This window comes from Rheinheimera baltica DSM 14885, from assembly GCF_000425345.1.
In the GTDB taxonomy this organism is placed as follows: domain Bacteria; phylum Pseudomonadota; class Gammaproteobacteria; order Enterobacterales; family Alteromonadaceae; genus Alishewanella; species Alishewanella baltica.
The window spans coordinates 98,981-117,474 of sequence record NZ_AUDG01000004.1; the positions used below are offsets into that span (position 1 = coordinate 98,981).

An 18,494-nucleotide genomic window follows, 5' to 3' on the forward strand; every position below is an offset into this window, starting at 1 on the left:
ACTTCACACCGCACCAGATTCCTCTGGTGCGGTTTTGTTGCTATAGTTGGCGACAAATACAAACAAGGACAATGCCTTATGTTTCGTTTAGCCAGCCTGATGTCTGCTTTATTTATTACCAGTGTTCAAGCCGCCCCGGTGGTGCTATCCAATATTAACGGTTATGGCTTTGATGCCAACAGACAATTACAGCCTTTTAGCGTACTGGTGCTTGACGACAGCACGGGCAAAGTCTTGGCTCGTGGTGATGCTGCTCTTGCGGCACAATATACTCAAGCAATGCAACGCGATGGCAAAGGTAAAACCGTGCTACCTGGCTTAATTGATGGCCATGGCCATGTGCTGGGATTGGGGCAATATTTAGCCGTAGCAGAGCTGCGCGGCAGTAACAGCGAACAAGATGCGGTAAACCGGGTAGCAAAGTTTGCTGAAGCAAATAAAGACGCACAGTGGATTATCGGCCGCGGCTGGAACCAGGTATTGTGGCCGACGAAGCAGTTTCCTACCACGGCACTACTGGATGAAGCCGTTAACGACAAACCGGTTTACCTGGAGCGGGTAGATGCGCACGCTGGCTGGGCCAACAGCAAAGCACTGGCGCTGGCCGGCATTACTAAAGACAGTATAGACCCCCCGGGCGGCGAGATCATACGCGACAGTAAAGGCAAGCCAACCGGGGTGTTAATAGACAACGCCATGGCCTTGGTAGAGCAACATATTCCGCCTGCCGATGAAAACGCGAAACGCCGAGCACTGAATGTGGCGTTTTCGCACCTGCTGGCGTTGGGTATTACCAGCGTGCATGACGCCGGCGTAGACACCGACACCGTTAAGCTGTTTCAGCAACTGGCGGCCGAGCAAAAACTGCCGCTGCGTATTTACCCTATGCTATCGGCGCGCGATCCGCAGCTGCCACAATGGCTGGAGGCTGGCATTATTGACGATCCGACAGATTTTCTCGATATCCGTTCGGTTAAAATCTACGGTGACGGCGCGCTGGGCAGCCGCGGTGCAGCTTTAATAGACCCCTACAGCGACCAGCCATCACAAAAAGGCCTGTTGGTTACCCAGCCGGATAAACTGACGCAAATTATGCAGCTGACCATCGACGCCGGTTTTCAAACCAATGTGCATGCTATAGGCGATTTAGCCAACCGTTTAGCACTGGACCGCTTTGAACAGTTAGTGCCGGAAGATAAACGCGCATCAAGCCGCCACCGTATTGAACATGCGCAAATTGTGTCGCCAAAAGACATTCCGCGTTTTGCCAAACTGCATGTACTACCCGCCATGCAGGCGGTGCATGCCACTTCAGATAAAAATATGGCCGGCGATCGCTTAGGCGTAGCACGCCTGCGTGGTGCCTATGCCTGGCGCAGCTTTGTCGACCAGGGCAGCATTATTGTTGGCGGCTCGGATTTCCCGGTAGAGCTGGCCAACGTGTTTCACGGCCTGCATGCCTCGGTTACCCGGCAAAGCCAGGATAACCAACCAGAAGGCGGCTGGCTGCCGGAACAAAAACTCAACTTAACCGAAGCGCTGCGCTCTTTTACTGTTGATGCCGCTTACGGTGCCTTTCAGGAAAACAGTATGGGCACGCTGGCACCGGGCAGCTGGGCCGATTTTATTCTGATAGACCGCGATATTTATAATATCCCGCCACAGCAGCTGTGGCAGACAGAGGTAGAGCAAACCTGGGTTAACGGTAAGCAGGTATTCACTAAATGATCAGCCAAAAGTGGAGCAAGTTAATCCGCTCGTTACAGCAAAAAAAATACCGTAAAGCCGAACAGCTGTTTTTTGTAGAAGGCGAAAAAGCCGTATTAGAACTACTGGCCTCTACCTGGCAGGTCGAGGCCGTGTTTGGCACTGAAGTGTTTTTACAACGCTACCCGCTGCAACTGAAAACAGCGGCGCTGGTACAACAATGCAGCGCCGATGAACTGGTAAAAGTGGGTACTTTTACCAGTAACGACGCAGCACTGGCGGTGGTAAAAATGCCGCCACAAACCGATTTTGTAGCACATAGTCAAGGCTTTGTACTGGTACTGGATCAGATCAACGACCCGGGTAATCTGGGTACTATTATCCGCGTTGCTGACTGGTATGGTATCAAACATATTGTTTGTTCACCCGATACCACGGATTGTTACAACCCAAAAGTTATCGCTGCTGCCAAAGGCTCATTTTTGCGCGTAACGTTACACTACCAACCGCTGGCACCGCTTTTAACGGCGGCTACTCTACCTGTTTTTGGCGCTTATCTGGGCGGCGACTCAATACATCAGCTACGCTTACAACATTCTGGCGGCTATGTCGTTTTAGGTAATGAAGCCAACGGTATCAGTGCTGAACTGGAATCACTCATTGGTCGTAGAATTACCATACCTGCTTTTGGCGGTGCTGAATCTCTGAATGTCGGCATTGCCACAGCAATTATTTGCGACAACTTAGCCAGGCTGCAAACAACGCAGTAACGCTAAAATTGGGATGCAGTAATGTTAGATTTTGCGAAGGTAGTGTATGCCATTTCGTGCCTGTTTATACCGCTTCAGTCAGTGTTGGCGGTAAGTCCTACGCCAAAAGAAGAGACAACTAATGTGGTCTATTTGGCTTCATTGGAGTGGCCTCCGTTTACAGGACAACACTTACCTGACGGTGGCAGGACCACGGCACTGGTTAGCGAAATTTTCCGCCAATTAGGCTATGTCGTTAAAATTGATTACTTACCCTGGTCACGCGCGGTTAAACTTAGCACAGGCAAAACGCCGAAATATTTAGCTTACTTCCCAGAATACCCACTACATGATGACGATTTGCGCTTATCGGGTTGTATTGGGTATAGCCATGTAGGCTTGGTTGAACACAAGAACGCTCCGCTACAAATAAGCTCAAGCGCTGATCTACAAAACTATACCCTGGGCGTAGTACAAGATTATGTTAATACCACCACCATTGACCAAATGATTAAGCAGCAAAGGTTAACCGTTAAAACCAGTTTGACCGATAAACAGAATTTACTCCGTGTCGGGTACCAAAGACTCGATGGTGCAGTCATTGACTATGATGTGATGAAATATTTGCTGCAAACCGAACCAGACCTGGCAGAAATGGCACAGTCACTGCAGTTTAATAGTGCCGAATACGAACTGAAAACATTACACATGGCGGTAAATATAAACCATCCGCAAGCGAGCTTATTGCCCGTATTTAACAAATTCTTAAGCCAACATGGGTTAGTAAGTCAATATCCAACTTCGCTCAGCATTGAACAAGCTGGTTTATGTCAGCCTGAAGCGCCCATGACTCATATGACAACGGAACCTTAAATGCATTTCAACAGCATAGAACACTCTGTCGGCCAAACACGGCTGGTAAAATTACAACGTATGGCCGCTCATACCAACAGCACGGTATTGCTTAAGCTGGAAGGTGACAACCCGGCTGGTTCGGTAAAAGACCGTCCAGCGTTGAATATGATTGTGCAAGCCGAAGCGCGCGGCACAATAAAACCCGGTGATCGCATTATTGAAGCCACCAGTGGCAACACCGGTATTGCTTTAGCCATGGCTGCAGCGATTAAAGGTTATAGTATGACGCTGATTATGCCGGATAACGCTACGGAAGAACGCAAAAGTTCAATGCGTGCTTATGGTGCTGAACTTATTCTGGTGACGAAAGCAGAAGGCATGGAAGGCGCCCGTGATTTAGCGTTGGCAATGCAAGCAGATGGCAAAGGCATTGTGCTGGACCAGTTTAATAACCCGGACAACCCGGCAGCACATTACGCCAGTACCGGGCCAGAAATTTGGCAGCAAAGCCAGCAGCAGATTACGCATTTTGTATCCAGCATGGGCACCACCGGCACTATTATGGGTGTGTCGCGTTATTTAAAAGAGCAAAACCCAGCAATACAGATTGTTGGCCTACAACCGGCTGAAGGCGCCAGTATTCCGGGCATTCGGCGTTGGCCGGAAGCTTACCTGCCCGGTTTTTTTGATAAAAGCCGTGTCGATCAGATTATCGATATTACTCAGGACGATGCATTAACAGCAATGCGTCGCTTAGCGCGTGAAGAAGGCATCTTTGCCGGCGTTAGCTCCGGCGGCTCTGTGCATGCCGCGATACAACTGGCCGAGCAGCATGACAATGCCGTTATAGTGGCGATTATTTGCGATCGCGGAGATCGTTATTTATCTTCCGGAACTTTTTGATTGATGCACCAAACCGTTGCGGCAAACTACTACGAGCAGCGGCTTGCATTTCACCTTGGCTATTGGCATAGTGCGCAAAAGCCACAACAGGTCAGACCACAATGAGCCAGATAAAACCGAATAAACTGCAGCGAATCGTTACCAAATGCTACAAACTACCAAAATCGCTACAGGCCTTTGCGCTAAGCACGGTATTTGGCCGGGTGATTAAATTTGCTGGCACTGCTGGGGTTGAAGTACTGGAATTGAAAGGCTCCCGCTCAGTCCTACGACTTAAAAACCGTAAAAAAGCGCAAAACCATATTGGTTCAGTACATGCCGCCGCCACAGGTTTATTGGCCGAATCTGCTACCGGTTTTTTGGTTGGCATTCATTTACCTGATAGCAAACTGCCGCTACTAAAACAGATGCAAATTGACTATGTTAAACGCTCTACCGGAGACTTAACCGCCGTTGCTACGCTTACAGAACAGCAAATTGCCGCCATGCATAGCGATGACAAAGGCGAAGTGACTGTCAATGTAACAATTACTGACAGTGCAAACATTGAACCAGTACAAGCGAAAATGACCTGGGCCTGGGTCCCCAAAAAGCGCTAAAACCCGTTAATACGCTGTGGTGTTAGGGGGTTAGTCTCAGTCTTTATCCCGTTCCAGAATTTTAGGCAGTTTGCGATGACGCTCTTTCGCCACCTGTATGGCATCACTAAATGCCGATGCCAGGATCCCGGTTGGCATCGCGATAATACACACCCCGGTTATTGCGGTGAAACCGGCTAACACCCGCCCCAACGCGGTTACCGGATAAACATCGCCATAACCCACTGTTGTCAGTGTGGCAACCGCCCACCAGGCACTGCGTAAAATAGAACCAAACGCCTCTGGCTGATGCGGGCCTTCCACCAAATAAAGTAGCGTTGACGACATCAACAACAACGCTGCGGCAAAAATAGCGCTAACCAGTAGCTCATATCCACGGCTACGAACCGCTTCTATAATGCAATCCATCGCCATGGAAAACCGCCCTAACCTGGCCAAACGCAACACCCGAATAAGCAATAACAACCGCAGTAATATCCCGCCGTTACCCAGATACACCGAAAACGCTACCGTTACCGCCAATAAATCAGCAATGGCCACAAAACTAAAAATGTAATGCCAGCGGCTTTTTACCTTTTCATTCTCTACACTCGTCCAAACCCGGGCTAAATATTCCAGCAAAAATATAGAGCCAAATATCAGCTCAGAATAACGAAACCAGTGCTCATTGCCCGTAACCACCATGGGCTCAGTTTGTAAAACCGCCAGCACAATACCGACAACAATCACCAGGGCGATAAACATATTCAGTAGCGTTAAGCCATCTTGCCGGCTAAGCTCCGGGTCTAACTGTATCGCCAGCTTGTGGCGCATAGCATGCCGTGATGATGCGGTCATAAGTTACCCAATGCTCCTTTAAGGTGGTTATTCGCTGGTGTTTTACTATGTCAGTTTTATAATACGTCACCTGCTCTATGTCGGCTAACCTTTTGTCTTACGAATACTTAGCATTACTTGCCGCGGCCTGCTGGGCGCTTGGCAGCTTATTGTCGGCACAGGCTGCAACGCATTTAGGGGCGTTTTGTTTTACCCGTTGGCGCATGCTGTGCGCAGGTTTTATGCTGTGGTGCATTGCCGCTTACACCGGCGGCTGGCAAAGTTTGTCGCTAAGCAATAGCAGCTTACTCATCGTTTCAGGGGTTATTGGTATTTTTATTGGCGACACCGCCCTGTTTGCCTCAATGAACCGCCTTGGCCCACGCCGCGCCGGCGTGTTGTTTGCTACCCATGCACTGTTTTCTGTAGTGCTGGCGTATTTCTTCCTTGGCGAAACCCAGTGGGGCTGGACACTTATCGGCAGCAGCCTGCTGGTTAGCGGCGTAATGACAGCGATATTTTTTGGCAAACGTAAAACCGAACTGCACGCCTGGGAGGCCAACCAAAGCCAGCTAAAAAGCGGAGTCGCGCTGGGTTTACTGGCCGCGCTGTGCCAGGCCGTGGCCACCTTAATGCTAAAGCCATTGATGGAAACCAGTATCGACGCCGTCTCTGCCAGCGCCGTACGCATGACAACCGCCTTTGTGTTGCATCAGGTTATTTTTATGTTGGGCTTTCAGGTTGCGCGCGCTTATTTACCGATGACCAAACAGGTATTTTTACTGGTACTCACTAACGCGGCATTATCAATGGTGCTGGGAATGACATTAATACTACAGGCATTGCGTCACGGCGATGCCGGTATGGTGGCGGTGTTATCCTCTGTTAGCCCGGTATTAGTACTGCCGCTACTCTGGCTGGTATATAAGCGCAGCCCGGCTTGGGGTGCCTGGCTGGGGGCTGCGCTTACTGTCGCGGGTACAATGCTGATATTACTCAAATAATGAGATGAACAAATAACAGCAGCAGCCTCCTGCCACTTAACCACAGCAGCTGAACACTGCCTGAAGTTATCACTTGCACCTAATGATTAATTAGTAGACAATTGCCTGAAAAAGTGACAAGTGTGTTGTTTACAATGAACGAGTGTATCCGGTTTATTACCAGATAGCTGCGCTCCGGCTCAACGCAACTGGTTGTTATCTTCAGCCCGCATTTCAGAATTCATTTCTCCCGCTACGATTAAGTTGTAGCCCGGCAATAAACTCTGAAAACACAGATTAGCAAGCCGCCGTGGTTGCACCTCAAAACCGGAATATACCACTATGAAAAATACTTTGTTGAGGAAGCTCGGTGCTCTGCTTACCTCTTTTAAGATAGCCAAAAGCAAGAATTCTCTGGTTTGCTATATTGTTTTGAGTGCCGCAATGGCAATCATGACCCCAAATTTGTATGCAGCTGCTTTTGTCGATGATATGACCAACTCTGGTGAAAACGCTGATAGCCTTAATCGCACTCTTAGCAGTACCTCTTTCACTTACACGTTCACTAATGACGGCGACGGCCCTGCTGCGGGTGGTGGACTTGCATTCGATGCATTTGGAGCAGGCGGCACCGCGGGTATGACTCTTTTGTCCTCGACCTTTAATACAGGTACAACTGAGCGCGTAACCATCAGGCGCACAGATCTGGCCGATTTTGTATTTACCAGTATTTACATCGATAATCCGGGGGGGAACCAAAACGTCACTGTAGGCGGCTATCTGGATGGAGCGCTTGTGGGGTCAACCCAGAACTTCGCTACAGGTACTACAACGCTAAACTTTGGCAGCATCCTAGTGGATGAAGTCAGGTTGACTTCTACGGATTTTTTTGGGTTGGCTATTGATAATTTTACAGGGAATACTACTCCTCCTGATTCCACCCCTCCCACCATAACCTCTGTTAATTCCAGCACTGCCAATGACACCTAAAAGGTTGGTGACTCAATCAGCATCCAGGTAAACTTTGACGAGCCAGTCATCGTAACTGGCACGCCGCAACTTACACTGGAAACCGGCGCAACAGATCGTACGATTAATTACGCTAGCGGCAGCGGCTCAAGTACGCTGACCTTTTCTTACACGGTACAAGCCGGCGATAGCACGGCAGATTTAGATTACAGCGGCACGGGAGCCCTAACACTTAACGGCGGCACGATTAGAGATGCCGCGGCCAACAATGCCAACCGGACACTGGCAAGCCCCGGGGCAGCCAACTCCTTGGGCGCCAATAAAGCTATTGTTATTGATGGAGTTGCACCAACTGTGAGTAGCGTTAGTGTTCCTGCGAACGCAACCTATATCTCAGGCCAGAATTTAGATTTCACGATTAATTTTAATGACAATGTGACGGTCAATACCGGAGGCGGTACACCACAATTATCCATTACTGTTGGCGCGACAACTCGTCAAGCAACCTATCAAAGTGGTTCGGGAACCAGTGCATTATTATTCCGTTACACCGTTCAAGCGGGAGAGTCTGATTCCGATGGTATTGCTGTCGGCACTTTGAGTGCGAATGGCGGTACCTTACGTGACTCAGCTTCTAATGATGCTAACCTGACCCTCAATAGTGTGGGGGCAACAACCTCGGTATTTGTTGATGCAACTGCGCCAGCAGTTACGTCCGTCACTGTTCCGTCTAATGCTACTTATACCGCAGGACAAAACCTGGATTTCAGCATTAACTTTAATGAAAACGTCACCGTTAATACCGGAGGCGGTACACCACAATTATCCATTACGGTTGGCGCGACAACTCGTCAAGCAACCTATCAAAGTGGTTCGGGAACCGGTGCTTTATTATTCCGTTACACCGTTCAAGCGGGAGAGTCTGATTCCGATGGTATTGCTATTGGAGCCTTGAGCGCCAATGGCGGCACCTTACGAGATGCCGTAAATAATGATGCCACGCTAACCTTAAATAGCGTAGGAGCAACCACCGGCGTGTTGGTTGATGCCGCAGCACCTACTGTGGCTTCTGTTTCCGTACCGGCCAATGCGACTTACATTAGCGGGCAAAACCTTGATTTTACGATTAACTTTAGTGAAAACATTACGGTAAACACTGGCGGAGGTACACCGCAATTGGCCATTACCGTCGGCGCGACAACTCGGCAAGCCACTTACATTAGTGGTAGCGGTACTTCGGCGTTACTGTTCCGCTATACCGTGCAAGCTGGCGATAGCGACACGGATGGTATTAGCATTGGCACCCTGGCTGCCAATGGCGGCACCTTGCGAGATGCCGTAAATAACGATGCCACGCTCACGTTAAATAGTGGAGGGGTAACCACCTCCGTGTTGGTTGATGCCTCAGCACCTGCTGTGGCTTCTGTTTCCGTACCGGCCAATGCCACTTACGTCAGTGGGCAAAACCTTGATTTTACGATTAACTTTAGTGAAAACATCACGGTAAATACCGGCGGAAGTACACCGCAATTAGCCATTACCGTCGGCGCGACAACTCGGCAAGCCACTTACATAAGTGGTAGCGGTACCTCGGCGTTACTGTTCCGCTATACCGTGCAAACTGGCGATAGCGACACGGATGGTATTAGCATTGGCACCCTGGCCGCCAATGGTGGCACCTTACGAGATGCCGTAAATAACGATGCCACGCTCACGTTAAATAGCGTTGGGGCAACCACTGCCGTGCTGGTTGATGCGGTAGCGCCTGATGTGCCTTCGGTACCCGATCTTACGACAGACTCAGATACAGGAGCATCCAGCACCGACAATATCACCTTTGACACCACACCTACTTTTGTTGGTGTTGCAGAAGCCAATAGCACTGTTAGCCTGGCTTCTTCCGTTGATGGCCCCTTGGCCAATACTACTGCAGATGGCTCAGGTAACTGGTCGTTAACCAGTGGCGTATTATCTCAAGGCAACCACAACATTATCGCACTAGCCGCTGATACTGCTGGCAATACATCAGTGGCATCCGCTGCGCTAAGCATAACCATTGACACCACAGTACCTGCTATTAACTATGCCGCTTTTGACCAAAATCAGGTAACCACCGAAAACCAGACAGCACTGAGTGTAACGCTTAACGGTGCAGAAACTGGCACCACGGCCAGCTATAGCATTAGCAGTAGTGGTGGTGGCACCGCAGTAACAGCGTCTAATCTGGCAATTACTGATGCTGCACAACAATTTACCGGCATAGATCTATCCGGTCTGGCTGACGGTTCAATTACACTTAGCTTTACACTGACAGACACCGCAGGTAACACCCGGAATGTTTTGAATTATCTGACCAAGGATTTGTCAGCACCGGTAAACAATGTGCCGGCCTCGGTAAGTGTTAGTACCGTAGACACGCTACCGTTTGTCGGCGCCAATCTTATCAGCGTAACCGAAACCAGTGATCTAACTACCGTGCTTAGCGTCAGTAGCGGCAGTTTTTATGTCGACGAAGCTGCTGCAGCCTGCATGACCATTACCGGCAATAATAGCGGCAGTGTGTCTATTCAAGGCCTGTCAGCAAACGTAAATGATGTGCTGGCCACGCTGGTTTACACCCCGGATGGCAACGGTGACTTCACTATATCTGTCACATCTACCGATGCGTTCAGCAACAGCGATACTGATAATATCGCCCTGACGGTTACGGCTACCACCCTACTGGCAACATCACCGTCAGACACCGGTCTGGATGCCACCATAGACACCGACTTTGATACTGACAAAAACGACGGTGATGGCTTAAGCCTGCGTGAAGCGCTGCATTATGCGCGCAGTGGCGATACCATTACTTTTGATTTTGATAACAGCACCGCCGGTAACCAGGGCGGCACGATTAACTTAGGTGGCAACAACCCTCTGGTAATGGCGCAGAGTGGTGTGACGCTGGATGGCGATACAGATAATAACGGCACAAGAGATGTGACTATTTTCGGTGGAAACAATGGCCGCGTGCTAACCATGAACGCCAATGTCACCGACATTACCATTGAGTCGATGGCCCTAACGGGCGGCTCTGCCGCTTCTGGCGGTGCAATTTACATGGACGCTGGTAGCAGCCTAACTACAAAGAACGCCGAAATCAGCTACAACAATGCTATTTCTGGCGCGGCAGTTTATGCAGTGCAGGGCGCAAGCCTGACGCTTATCAATTCGAGATTAAGCGGAAACAATACTGACTCACATGGTGGCGCTATTTATCTGGCAGACAACGCTACCGTGCTAAACCTGATTAACAGCACCTTATCGGGTAACTATACCTCAGGCGAGAGCGCGCAAGGTGGCGCTATTTATGCGCTGAACGGCGCTACGATAAACACAGTAAACAGCACACTAAGTGGCAATAGAACAAATGGCGAGTTTTCTGCCGGCGGTGCGGTGCGTCTTAGTGATGCAACAGGTAACTTCTACAACAGCACCATTGTGGGTAATGCAGCGGTAGGCACCACCGGTGGTGTCTCGGCCAATAGCACGGTGAATTTTGTTAATACCGTGGTGGCCGGCAATATGGCCGGCACCGGCGCGACGGCGGGCAATAACGGTTCAGCATTAGCAACCGGTGGTACGCTGGCAGACACCAGTGGGCCGGTGACCAGTGCCATTAACAGCTACTTTAGTAGTTTTGTTGATATTGTCAGTGATACCAACAGCTTAAACAACCAGGGTACTGACAACCTGCTGCTGGGCAACCTGGCCTTTAACGCCGCAGGTAAGGTACTTACCCACCGCCCATTAAGCGGTAGTGCCTTAGTGGCAGCTGGCAGCAATGCTAACCTACCGCTTGATACGTTCGATTTGGATAACGACACCAACACTGCCGAGGCATTACCCGTAGATGCCAATGGCAGCACGCGTATCAGCGGTATTGTTGATATTGGTTCTGTTGAAGGCAATGCAACGCCTGTGCTGAGTAATGTTGACGGCGGCTTTAACTATGTTGAAGGTGACGTTGGCGTGCCGATAGACAGCAATGCCACGGTAAGCGATGCCGAGTTAGACGCACTTAACGGCGGCGCCGGAAATTATAGCGGCGCTCAGCTTATTCTGGTACGCCAAGGCGGCGCGATAACTACAGATATCTTTGGCTTTAACGATGACAATGGTATCAGCTTAGCTGGTAACACCCTGCTGAAAAACGGTCAAAGCATTGCCAGTGTGAACAGCAGTGTTGTGGGTCAACTTAGCTTAGGCTTTACCAACGCAAACGGCGAAACGCCTACCAGTGCCGATGTTGATGCAATATTGCAACAACTTACGTTTAGCTCCAGCAGTGATGAGCCAGGCAGCGATGCCAGCATCAGTATTACCTTTACCGATGACGAAGGCGCCAGTACCAATGCAATTGCCATACTCACTATTACCGATATTAATGACCCACCGGTGTTTACTGTTACCGCGTTAAACCCAAGCTATACCGAAAACGGTGCTGCGGTTGCAATATTCAGTAACGCCAGTGGTAACGCGGTAGAGTTCAGCCAGACTATCGAAGGCTTTTATCTGAGCATCACCAACGTGGTGGATGGTGAAAATGAAATTCTAAATATCTACGGCGAAGAGTTACCTATGGTAGTGCGCCAGGATATTGCGTCGATAGGTGCAACACCATTGGACGTGGGCCGACCATTAAACTTCGACGTTAGCTTTGTTGGTACTACGGCAACTATTTATATCGGCGCAGCAGACATCGATCCGGCAGATATGCCCGCGGTAATTAACAGTATTACCTATAGAAATACCAGCGAAAACCCCGGTGCAGCAGATAGAATTGTAACCTTAGTTCGCGCCCTGGACAGTGGTGGTTCTAACAATGGTGGCTCTAACAGTGGCATGATCAATATCGCTTCTACTATCACGGTAAATGCGGTTAATGATGGCCCTGCGATTAGCGGTAGCCCGGCAACCACCGTGGTACAAGATGCATTTTACAGCTTCACGCCAACCGCCAGTGATGTCGATAACGGTACCCTAACCTTTAGCATTAGCAATAAACCCGTCTGGGCCAGCTTTAATAGTGCCACCGGCGCCTTAACCGGCACACCGGGTAATGCAGATGTGGGTACTAGCACCGGTATCGTTATTTCGGTGTCAGATGGCGGCTTAAGCGCGGCTCTGCCAGCCTTTAGCCTGACAGTGACTAACGTTAATGATGCGCCAACCATTAGCGGCACACCAACAACCATAGTTGCGCAGGATGCGACATACAGCTTTATCCCTACTGCAACTGATGCCGATCCCGGCACCACGCTAACTTTTAGCATTAGCAATAAACCCGTCTGGGCCAGCTTTAATAGTGTAACCGGCGCCTTAACCGGCACACCGGGTAATGCAGATGTGGGTACTAGCGCAGGTATCATTATTTCGATGTCAGATGGCAGCTTAAGCGCAACCCTGCCCGCCTTTAGCCTGACAGTAACTAACGTTAATGATGCGCCCACTATTAACGGCACGCCTGCAACACGGGTAACACAAGACAATGCTTACAGCTTTATGCCAACAGCAGAGGATGTTGATGGCGACGATCTAACGTTTAGTATCACTAACAAGCCCAGCTGGGCTGTTTTTGATACCGCCAGTGGCGCACTAACCGGTACGCCAACCAATACCGATGTTGGCATAACAACAAACATTGTAATTACAGTGTCTGATGCTGATTTAACGGCCTCGTTGCCTGCATTCAGCATTACCGTGGATAATACTAATGATGCACCCGTAATTAGTGGCGCGCCTGCAACCACGGTGGCACAGGATGCAGTCTATAGCTTTACGCCAACGGCATCCGACCCTGATGATGACAGCTTAACCTTTAGCATTGTTAACAAACCAAGTTGGGCAACCTTTGATTCTGCAACCGGCAGCATGACGGGTACCCCCACTAACAGTGATGTTGGCACCACTACCGCGATTGCTATCAGTGTGTCAGACGGCGAGTTTAGTGCGTCATTGCCGGTGTTTAACCTTACCGTGACTAACGTCAACGATACACCCGTAATTAGCGGTACGCCTGCGACGTCAGTGGTTAAAGACACCGCTTACAGCTTTGTGCCAACGGCCACCGATGCAGATGACGATACACTAACCTTTAGCATCACCAACAAACCCAGCTGGGCGGCCTTTGACACCACTACCGGCGCCTTAACCGGCACGCCGGTGGCGGCAGATGTTGGCACCACCACGGGTATTGTGATTAGTGTGTCTGACGGTACGCTATCAGCAGCATTGCCAGCGTTTAATCTGGAAGTCACCAGCGTCAATAGCGCGCCCGTAATTAGCGGTACGCCAGCCACGTCAGTGGTTAAAGGCACCGCTTACAGCTTTGTGCCAACGGCCACCGATGCTGATGACGATACACTAACCTTTAGCATCACCAACAAACCCAGCTGGGCGGCCTTTAATACTACTACCGGCGCCTTAACCGGCACGCCAGTGGCAGCAGATGTGGGCACTACCAGCGGTATTGTGATTAGTGTGTCTGACGGTACGCTATCGGCGGCATTGCCAGCGTTTAATCTTGAAGTGACCAGCGTCAACAGCGCACCAGTGATTAGCGGCATGCCGGCAACCACCGTGGCACAGGACACCGCCTACAGCTTTATGCCAACGGCAACTGACCCAGAAGATGATACGTTAACCTTTAGTATTACCAACAAACCAAGCTGGGCGGCCTTTAACACCACCACCGGCGCCTTAACCGGCACCCCGGTGGCAGCAGATGTTGGCACCACCACGGGTATTGTCATTAGTGTGTCTGATGGCACGCTATCAGCGGCATTGCCAGCGTTTAATCTTGAAGTCACCAGCGTCAACAGCGCACCAGTGATTAGCGGCATGCCGGCAACCACCGTGGCACAGGACACCGCCTACAGCTTTATGCCAACGGCAACTGACCCAGAAGATGATACGTTAACCTTTAGTATTACCAACAAACCAAGCTGGGCTGCGTTTGATACCACTACCGGCGCCCTAACCGGTACCCCAGTGGCGGCTGATGTGGGTACTACCAGCGGTATTGTGATCAGTGTGTCTGATGGCTCGCTGTCAGCCTCGCTGGATGCATTTAACATAGAAGTCACCCGTGTGAATGCAGCCCCTGTTGCAACAGATGATAACCTGATACAGACATTCACTGTCGATGGTGTCTATCTGCTGGATGTACTGGCCAATGACACCGACGCCAACAGCGACACATTAAGCATCACGGCTGCTAAAACCAGCATTGGTCAGGTAGTGATACTTAACGGTCAACTGCAGTTAACCGCGCCTGAGAACTTCAGTGGTAATGTCTCACTGAGCTACAGCATCAGCGACGGCGAACTAAGCGATAGTGCCAACGTAACCGTGCTTATTGACGGCAGTAACCCGGCAGCACCGGTGATCACAGTACCTGCTGACTTAACCGTAAATGCCACCGGCTTGTTCACTAAAGTCGATTTAGGTGTGGCAACGGCAGTGGATAGCAATGGCAACCGCATTGCAGTCTCACTGCTAAACGGCACACCATTGTTTGCACCGGGTACACACCAGTTGTATTGGCAAGCAAGCGATGCAGCAGGCGTTCGCAGCACTGCAACCCAGTTGCTACAAGTTAAACCACTGGTCTCGTTAAGTAAAAACCAAGTGGTTATCAATAACAGCAGGGTCTCGTTCAGCGTGTTGCTAAATGGCAAGTCGCCTAGCTATCCGGTTAATGTCGCATACACCATTAGTGGCTCAGGCGCTAACTTAACCGATCACAACCTTACTGCAGGTGAAGTACAAATTGTGTCAGGAACACAGGCGACAGTCAGTTTTGACGTGTTTGCCGACCTCACAACAGTCAGCAGTAAAGAGATTGTGATTACACTAGATAGCAGCCTGAATCGTGGTGCAACAAGCAGAACTGTGATAAGCGTAGTGGATGAAAACTTAGCTCCCGCTTTAAGCCTAACCGCTAGCCAGCAAAATGTTCAGCGCCTGCTGTTTGGCAAAGATCAGGGTGTTGTTACCGTAACAGCGGTGGTGGCAGATCCTAATCCGGGCGATAGCGTAACTACCGTTTGGCAAGCCGATGCCGCACTGGTAAATCAGGCAGGCAGCAGTAATCAGTTTGTGTTTGACCCGGCCAGCCTTGGCGCAGGTGTGTATCGCCTGGCGATAACCGCTACCGACAATGCCACGCCAGCGCTTAGCAATACCAGTGAACTGTATCTGCAAATCAGCGATACCCTGCCGGTATTAACCGACGCCGATAGCAATAACAACCTTATACCCGACAATGTTGAAGGGCTGGGTGATGCCAACGGCAACGGAATTGCGGATTATCTGGACCCGGGCTTTGATTGCAACGTTATCCCTGAGCAATTGGCTATCATCAACGCCTTTGTGGCTGAAGGTGAGCCAGGCATTTGTCTGCGTAAAGGCGCTACAGCCGCCATCGGCAATGGCGGTGGTATTGAGCTCTTGGATGGCGACCAACAATGGCTGGAGCCAGATATGCAAGCCGATAATATCGGCGGCGTATTTGACTTTATCCTGTTAGGCCTGCCAACGGCTGGTGACAGCTTCAGTATTGTGTTACCTCAGCGTCAGCCGCTGCCATTGAATGCCGTGTATCGTAAGTACACTGCAGAAAACGGTTGGGCTAACTTTGTCAGCAACGCCAACAATGGCCTGTTTAGCAGTGCCGGTGAGCCGGGATACTGCCCACCACCGGGTGACAGTAGCTGGCAGAGCGGCTTAACCGCCGGACATTGGTGTGTGCAGCTGACTATTGAAGATGGCGGACCGAATGATGCAGATGGTATTGTTAACGGCAGCATTGTTGACCCGGGCGGTGTAGCAGTATTAGTTAGCAGTAACGCACGACCGGTTGCCGTTGATGACAACTACACCCTGCTGTGGAATCAGCCGCATCTGCTAAATGTATTAGCGAATGACAGTGATGCAGACAATGATAACTTAATCATCAACCTGGCCAGTGCGTACTTTGGTACTGTCACTATCAGTGAAGATGGCCAAAGCCTGTGGTACACGCCGGATAATGACTTTATTGGCCCGGATACCTTAAGTTACAGTGTCAGTGATGGTCAGGGCGGCAGCGGCAGTGCCACAGTTAACGTGTCGGTGTACTACAACCGCGCGCCCGTGGTGAATAACCTTAGCGTCAACACCGACGATAAAACCGCCATTGTGATTGATGTGCTGGCCACAGCAACCGATGCTGATAACGATACACTCACCATTGCAACCGCCACGGCAACACAGGGCGTGGTGACCATTACCCCAGAGCAAACCTTGCGTTATGTTCCGCGCACCGGCTTTGACGGTAATGACACCATTAGCTTTACCGTCAGTGACGGCCGTGGTAACAGCAGTGCAGCTACCGTGACAGTTACCGTAAAAGCGTATGAGGTGATTACTGTGGTGAATAAATCGTCTGGCGGTACATTCAATGGCTGGCCGTTGTTACTGTTGTCTATGTTGCTGGTGCTGCGTCGTAAGCCAGGCGTGGCGGTTATTGCCACCTTACTGAGTGCCTTAAGTTTTAATGCCCAGGCCAATTGGAGCCTTGATGGTTTTATTGGCCAAAGCAAGGCGAAGCAAAGTAGTGCCCAATTGCAAAGCCGCTTACCGGACAATGTAAGCTTACTGAGCCTGGATAACAGCGACACCAGTTGGTCGCTGGGGGCCAGTTATGCCTTCAATGACCAGCTGGCGGTACAAGCCTATTATGTCGACTTAGGCGATACCTCAGTTGCATTACAAGCTGAAACCTTAACGCCCGAACAATTGCACCAGACTATCGCCAACGTGGGCCCCATACTGGCCGAAGGCGCTCGTCTGGGCGCGTCTTACCGCTTTTGGCAATTCAATAACTGGCACCTCGCCGCGCAAGCGGGCGTGTTTAGCTGGAAAAGCAGCCAAACCAGTCAGGCAGGCACCGCCGTTATCAACAATAAACATGACGGCACTGATATCTACTGGGCGCTAAACACCGGCTATCGCATCAGTGACAAGCTCACCGCACAAGCCAGCTTTACCCGCTATAAGCTCGACCGCAACAACGCAGACAATCTGATGTTGGGCGTGAGTTACTCGTTCTAATCACCAACACCGGAGGCTCTGCCTCCGGTGTTGTTAGATACTAATACGCTACTAAGCCCGCAACCAACATTGCATTTTAGGGTAACCATCGGCTTGTCCGGCAGGCAGGCACAAGCCATACCAGCTTAACAACGGGTGACCAAAGCCCCCCTGCTCACAAAACGCCGTGATATAAGCAGCTGAACTACCTTTATAACCATCAGGATGAAACAAAAACTCTGGAGGTAACTGCAAGGCCATTAATGCAGCCCAGGACCAGGCAATAGCCGCCATTTCTTCAGCCGCTCCCTGGCCAGCAGATATTCTCACATCATCCTGCAGAAAGTGCCGGCTAGCTGTCGGCATTATCGCAATATGGCCGGCTTCATGCAGCAAATCTCCCGGATTCGCCAGTTGCTCTGGGGCAATACGCAAGCAACCATTTTCAATCTGAACTCCTGGTAAAAAACCCGCCTTTTGCAACGACTGAAACTTCCAGTTAATACCAATAGTGTTGAAAAAATCTAATATTTTACGCAGTTCATCGGTCATCATTACAGTCCCGGTCAATTGATCTGAAAACGAGTAGCTTTATTAGTACTTTTTTCTGTTAGCCTATATTTTTATAAAATAAAGTTAACTAATTAGCCGTGTATATTTGCATATGCAGCAGAAACTCAGCGTGTTACCACTCTTTTACTCAAGCTACTGAAGGCGTCAGATAAATGCGTTTGCATAAGGGGCTTAAACCAATCGCCCCGAAATGAAAAGGCCTGATCCACATTACCAAGCTG

General features: G+C 50.2%; 10 protein-coding genes. 8 read left to right on the forward strand and 2 right to left on the reverse strand.

All coding sequences use genetic code 11. The features are described 5' to 3' along the window. The first annotated feature begins 78 nt into the window (after nt 1-78). The 5 genes from H595_RS0103610 (at nt 79) to H595_RS0103635 (ending at nt 4,813) form a co-directional block, all read left to right on the forward strand. A complete protein-coding gene (locus H595_RS0103610; RefSeq protein WP_027669968.1) occupies nt 79-1,728 on the forward strand; it encodes an amidohydrolase in 1,650 nt (549 codons plus the stop codon). Beyond that, on the forward strand, nt 1,725-2,477 hold the full coding sequence (locus tag H595_RS0103615) for a TrmH family RNA methyltransferase (RefSeq protein WP_027669969.1): 753 nt from the start codon (nt 1,725-1,727) through the stop codon (nt 2,475-2,477). The genes H595_RS0103610 and H595_RS0103615 overlap by 4 nt, the downstream gene beginning before the upstream one ends. A gap of 21 nt (nt 2,478-2,498) precedes the next feature. Next, the gene (locus H595_RS0103620) at nt 2,499-3,329 is read left to right on the forward strand and encodes a substrate-binding periplasmic protein (protein WP_027669970.1); all 831 of its coding nucleotides are present in this window, start codon (nt 2,499-2,501) and stop codon (nt 3,327-3,329) included. Continuing rightward, nucleotides 3,330-4,214, forward strand: coding sequence for a cysteine synthase CysM (gene cysM, locus H595_RS0103625; RefSeq protein ID WP_027669971.1), 885 nt, complete (start codon nt 3,330-3,332; stop codon nt 4,212-4,214). 101 nt (nt 4,215-4,315) lie between these two features. Beyond that, nucleotides 4,316-4,813: a DUF4442 domain-containing protein gene (locus H595_RS0103635; RefSeq protein WP_027669972.1), complete on the forward strand. Its 498-nt coding sequence runs from the start codon at nt 4,316-4,318 to the stop codon at nt 4,811-4,813. Between the two features lie 36 nt (nt 4,814-4,849). On the opposite strand, the gene H595_RS0103640 is transcribed toward H595_RS0103635, so the two are convergent. Next, nucleotides 4,850-5,650 (reverse strand): potassium channel family protein, encoded by an 801-nt coding sequence (locus tag H595_RS0103640; RefSeq protein WP_027669973.1) that lies wholly within the window; start codon nt 5,648-5,650, stop codon nt 4,850-4,852. A gap of 77 nt (nt 5,651-5,727) precedes the next feature. Between H595_RS0103640 and H595_RS0103645 the strand changes: the two genes are divergently transcribed. The 3 genes from H595_RS0103645 (at nt 5,728) to H595_RS23395 (ending at nt 17,721) form a co-directional block, all read left to right on the forward strand. Then, nucleotides 5,728-6,633: a DMT family transporter gene (locus H595_RS0103645; protein ID WP_037053573.1), complete on the forward strand. Its 906-nt coding sequence runs from the start codon at nt 5,728-5,730 to the stop codon at nt 6,631-6,633. Between the two features lie 321 nt (nt 6,634-6,954). Next, nucleotides 6,955-7,602, forward strand: a complete 648-nt coding sequence (locus H595_RS0103655) for a hypothetical protein (RefSeq protein WP_027669975.1) — start codon at nt 6,955-6,957, stop codon at nt 7,600-7,602. A 333-nt stretch (nt 7,603-7,935) separates the two neighbouring features. After that, nucleotides 7,936-17,721, forward strand: coding sequence for a tandem-95 repeat protein (locus H595_RS23395; protein WP_156885913.1), 9,786 nt, complete (start codon nt 7,936-7,938; stop codon nt 17,719-17,721). A 51-nt stretch (nt 17,722-17,772) separates the two neighbouring features. Here the strand turns inward: H595_RS23395 and H595_RS0103670 are convergent, their stop codons facing one another. Next, complete coding sequence (locus tag H595_RS0103670; RefSeq protein WP_051219721.1) at nt 17,773-18,255, reverse strand: hypothetical protein; 483 nt, start codon at nt 18,253-18,255, stop codon at nt 17,773-17,775. Nucleotides 18,256-18,494: the final 239 nt, after the last annotated feature.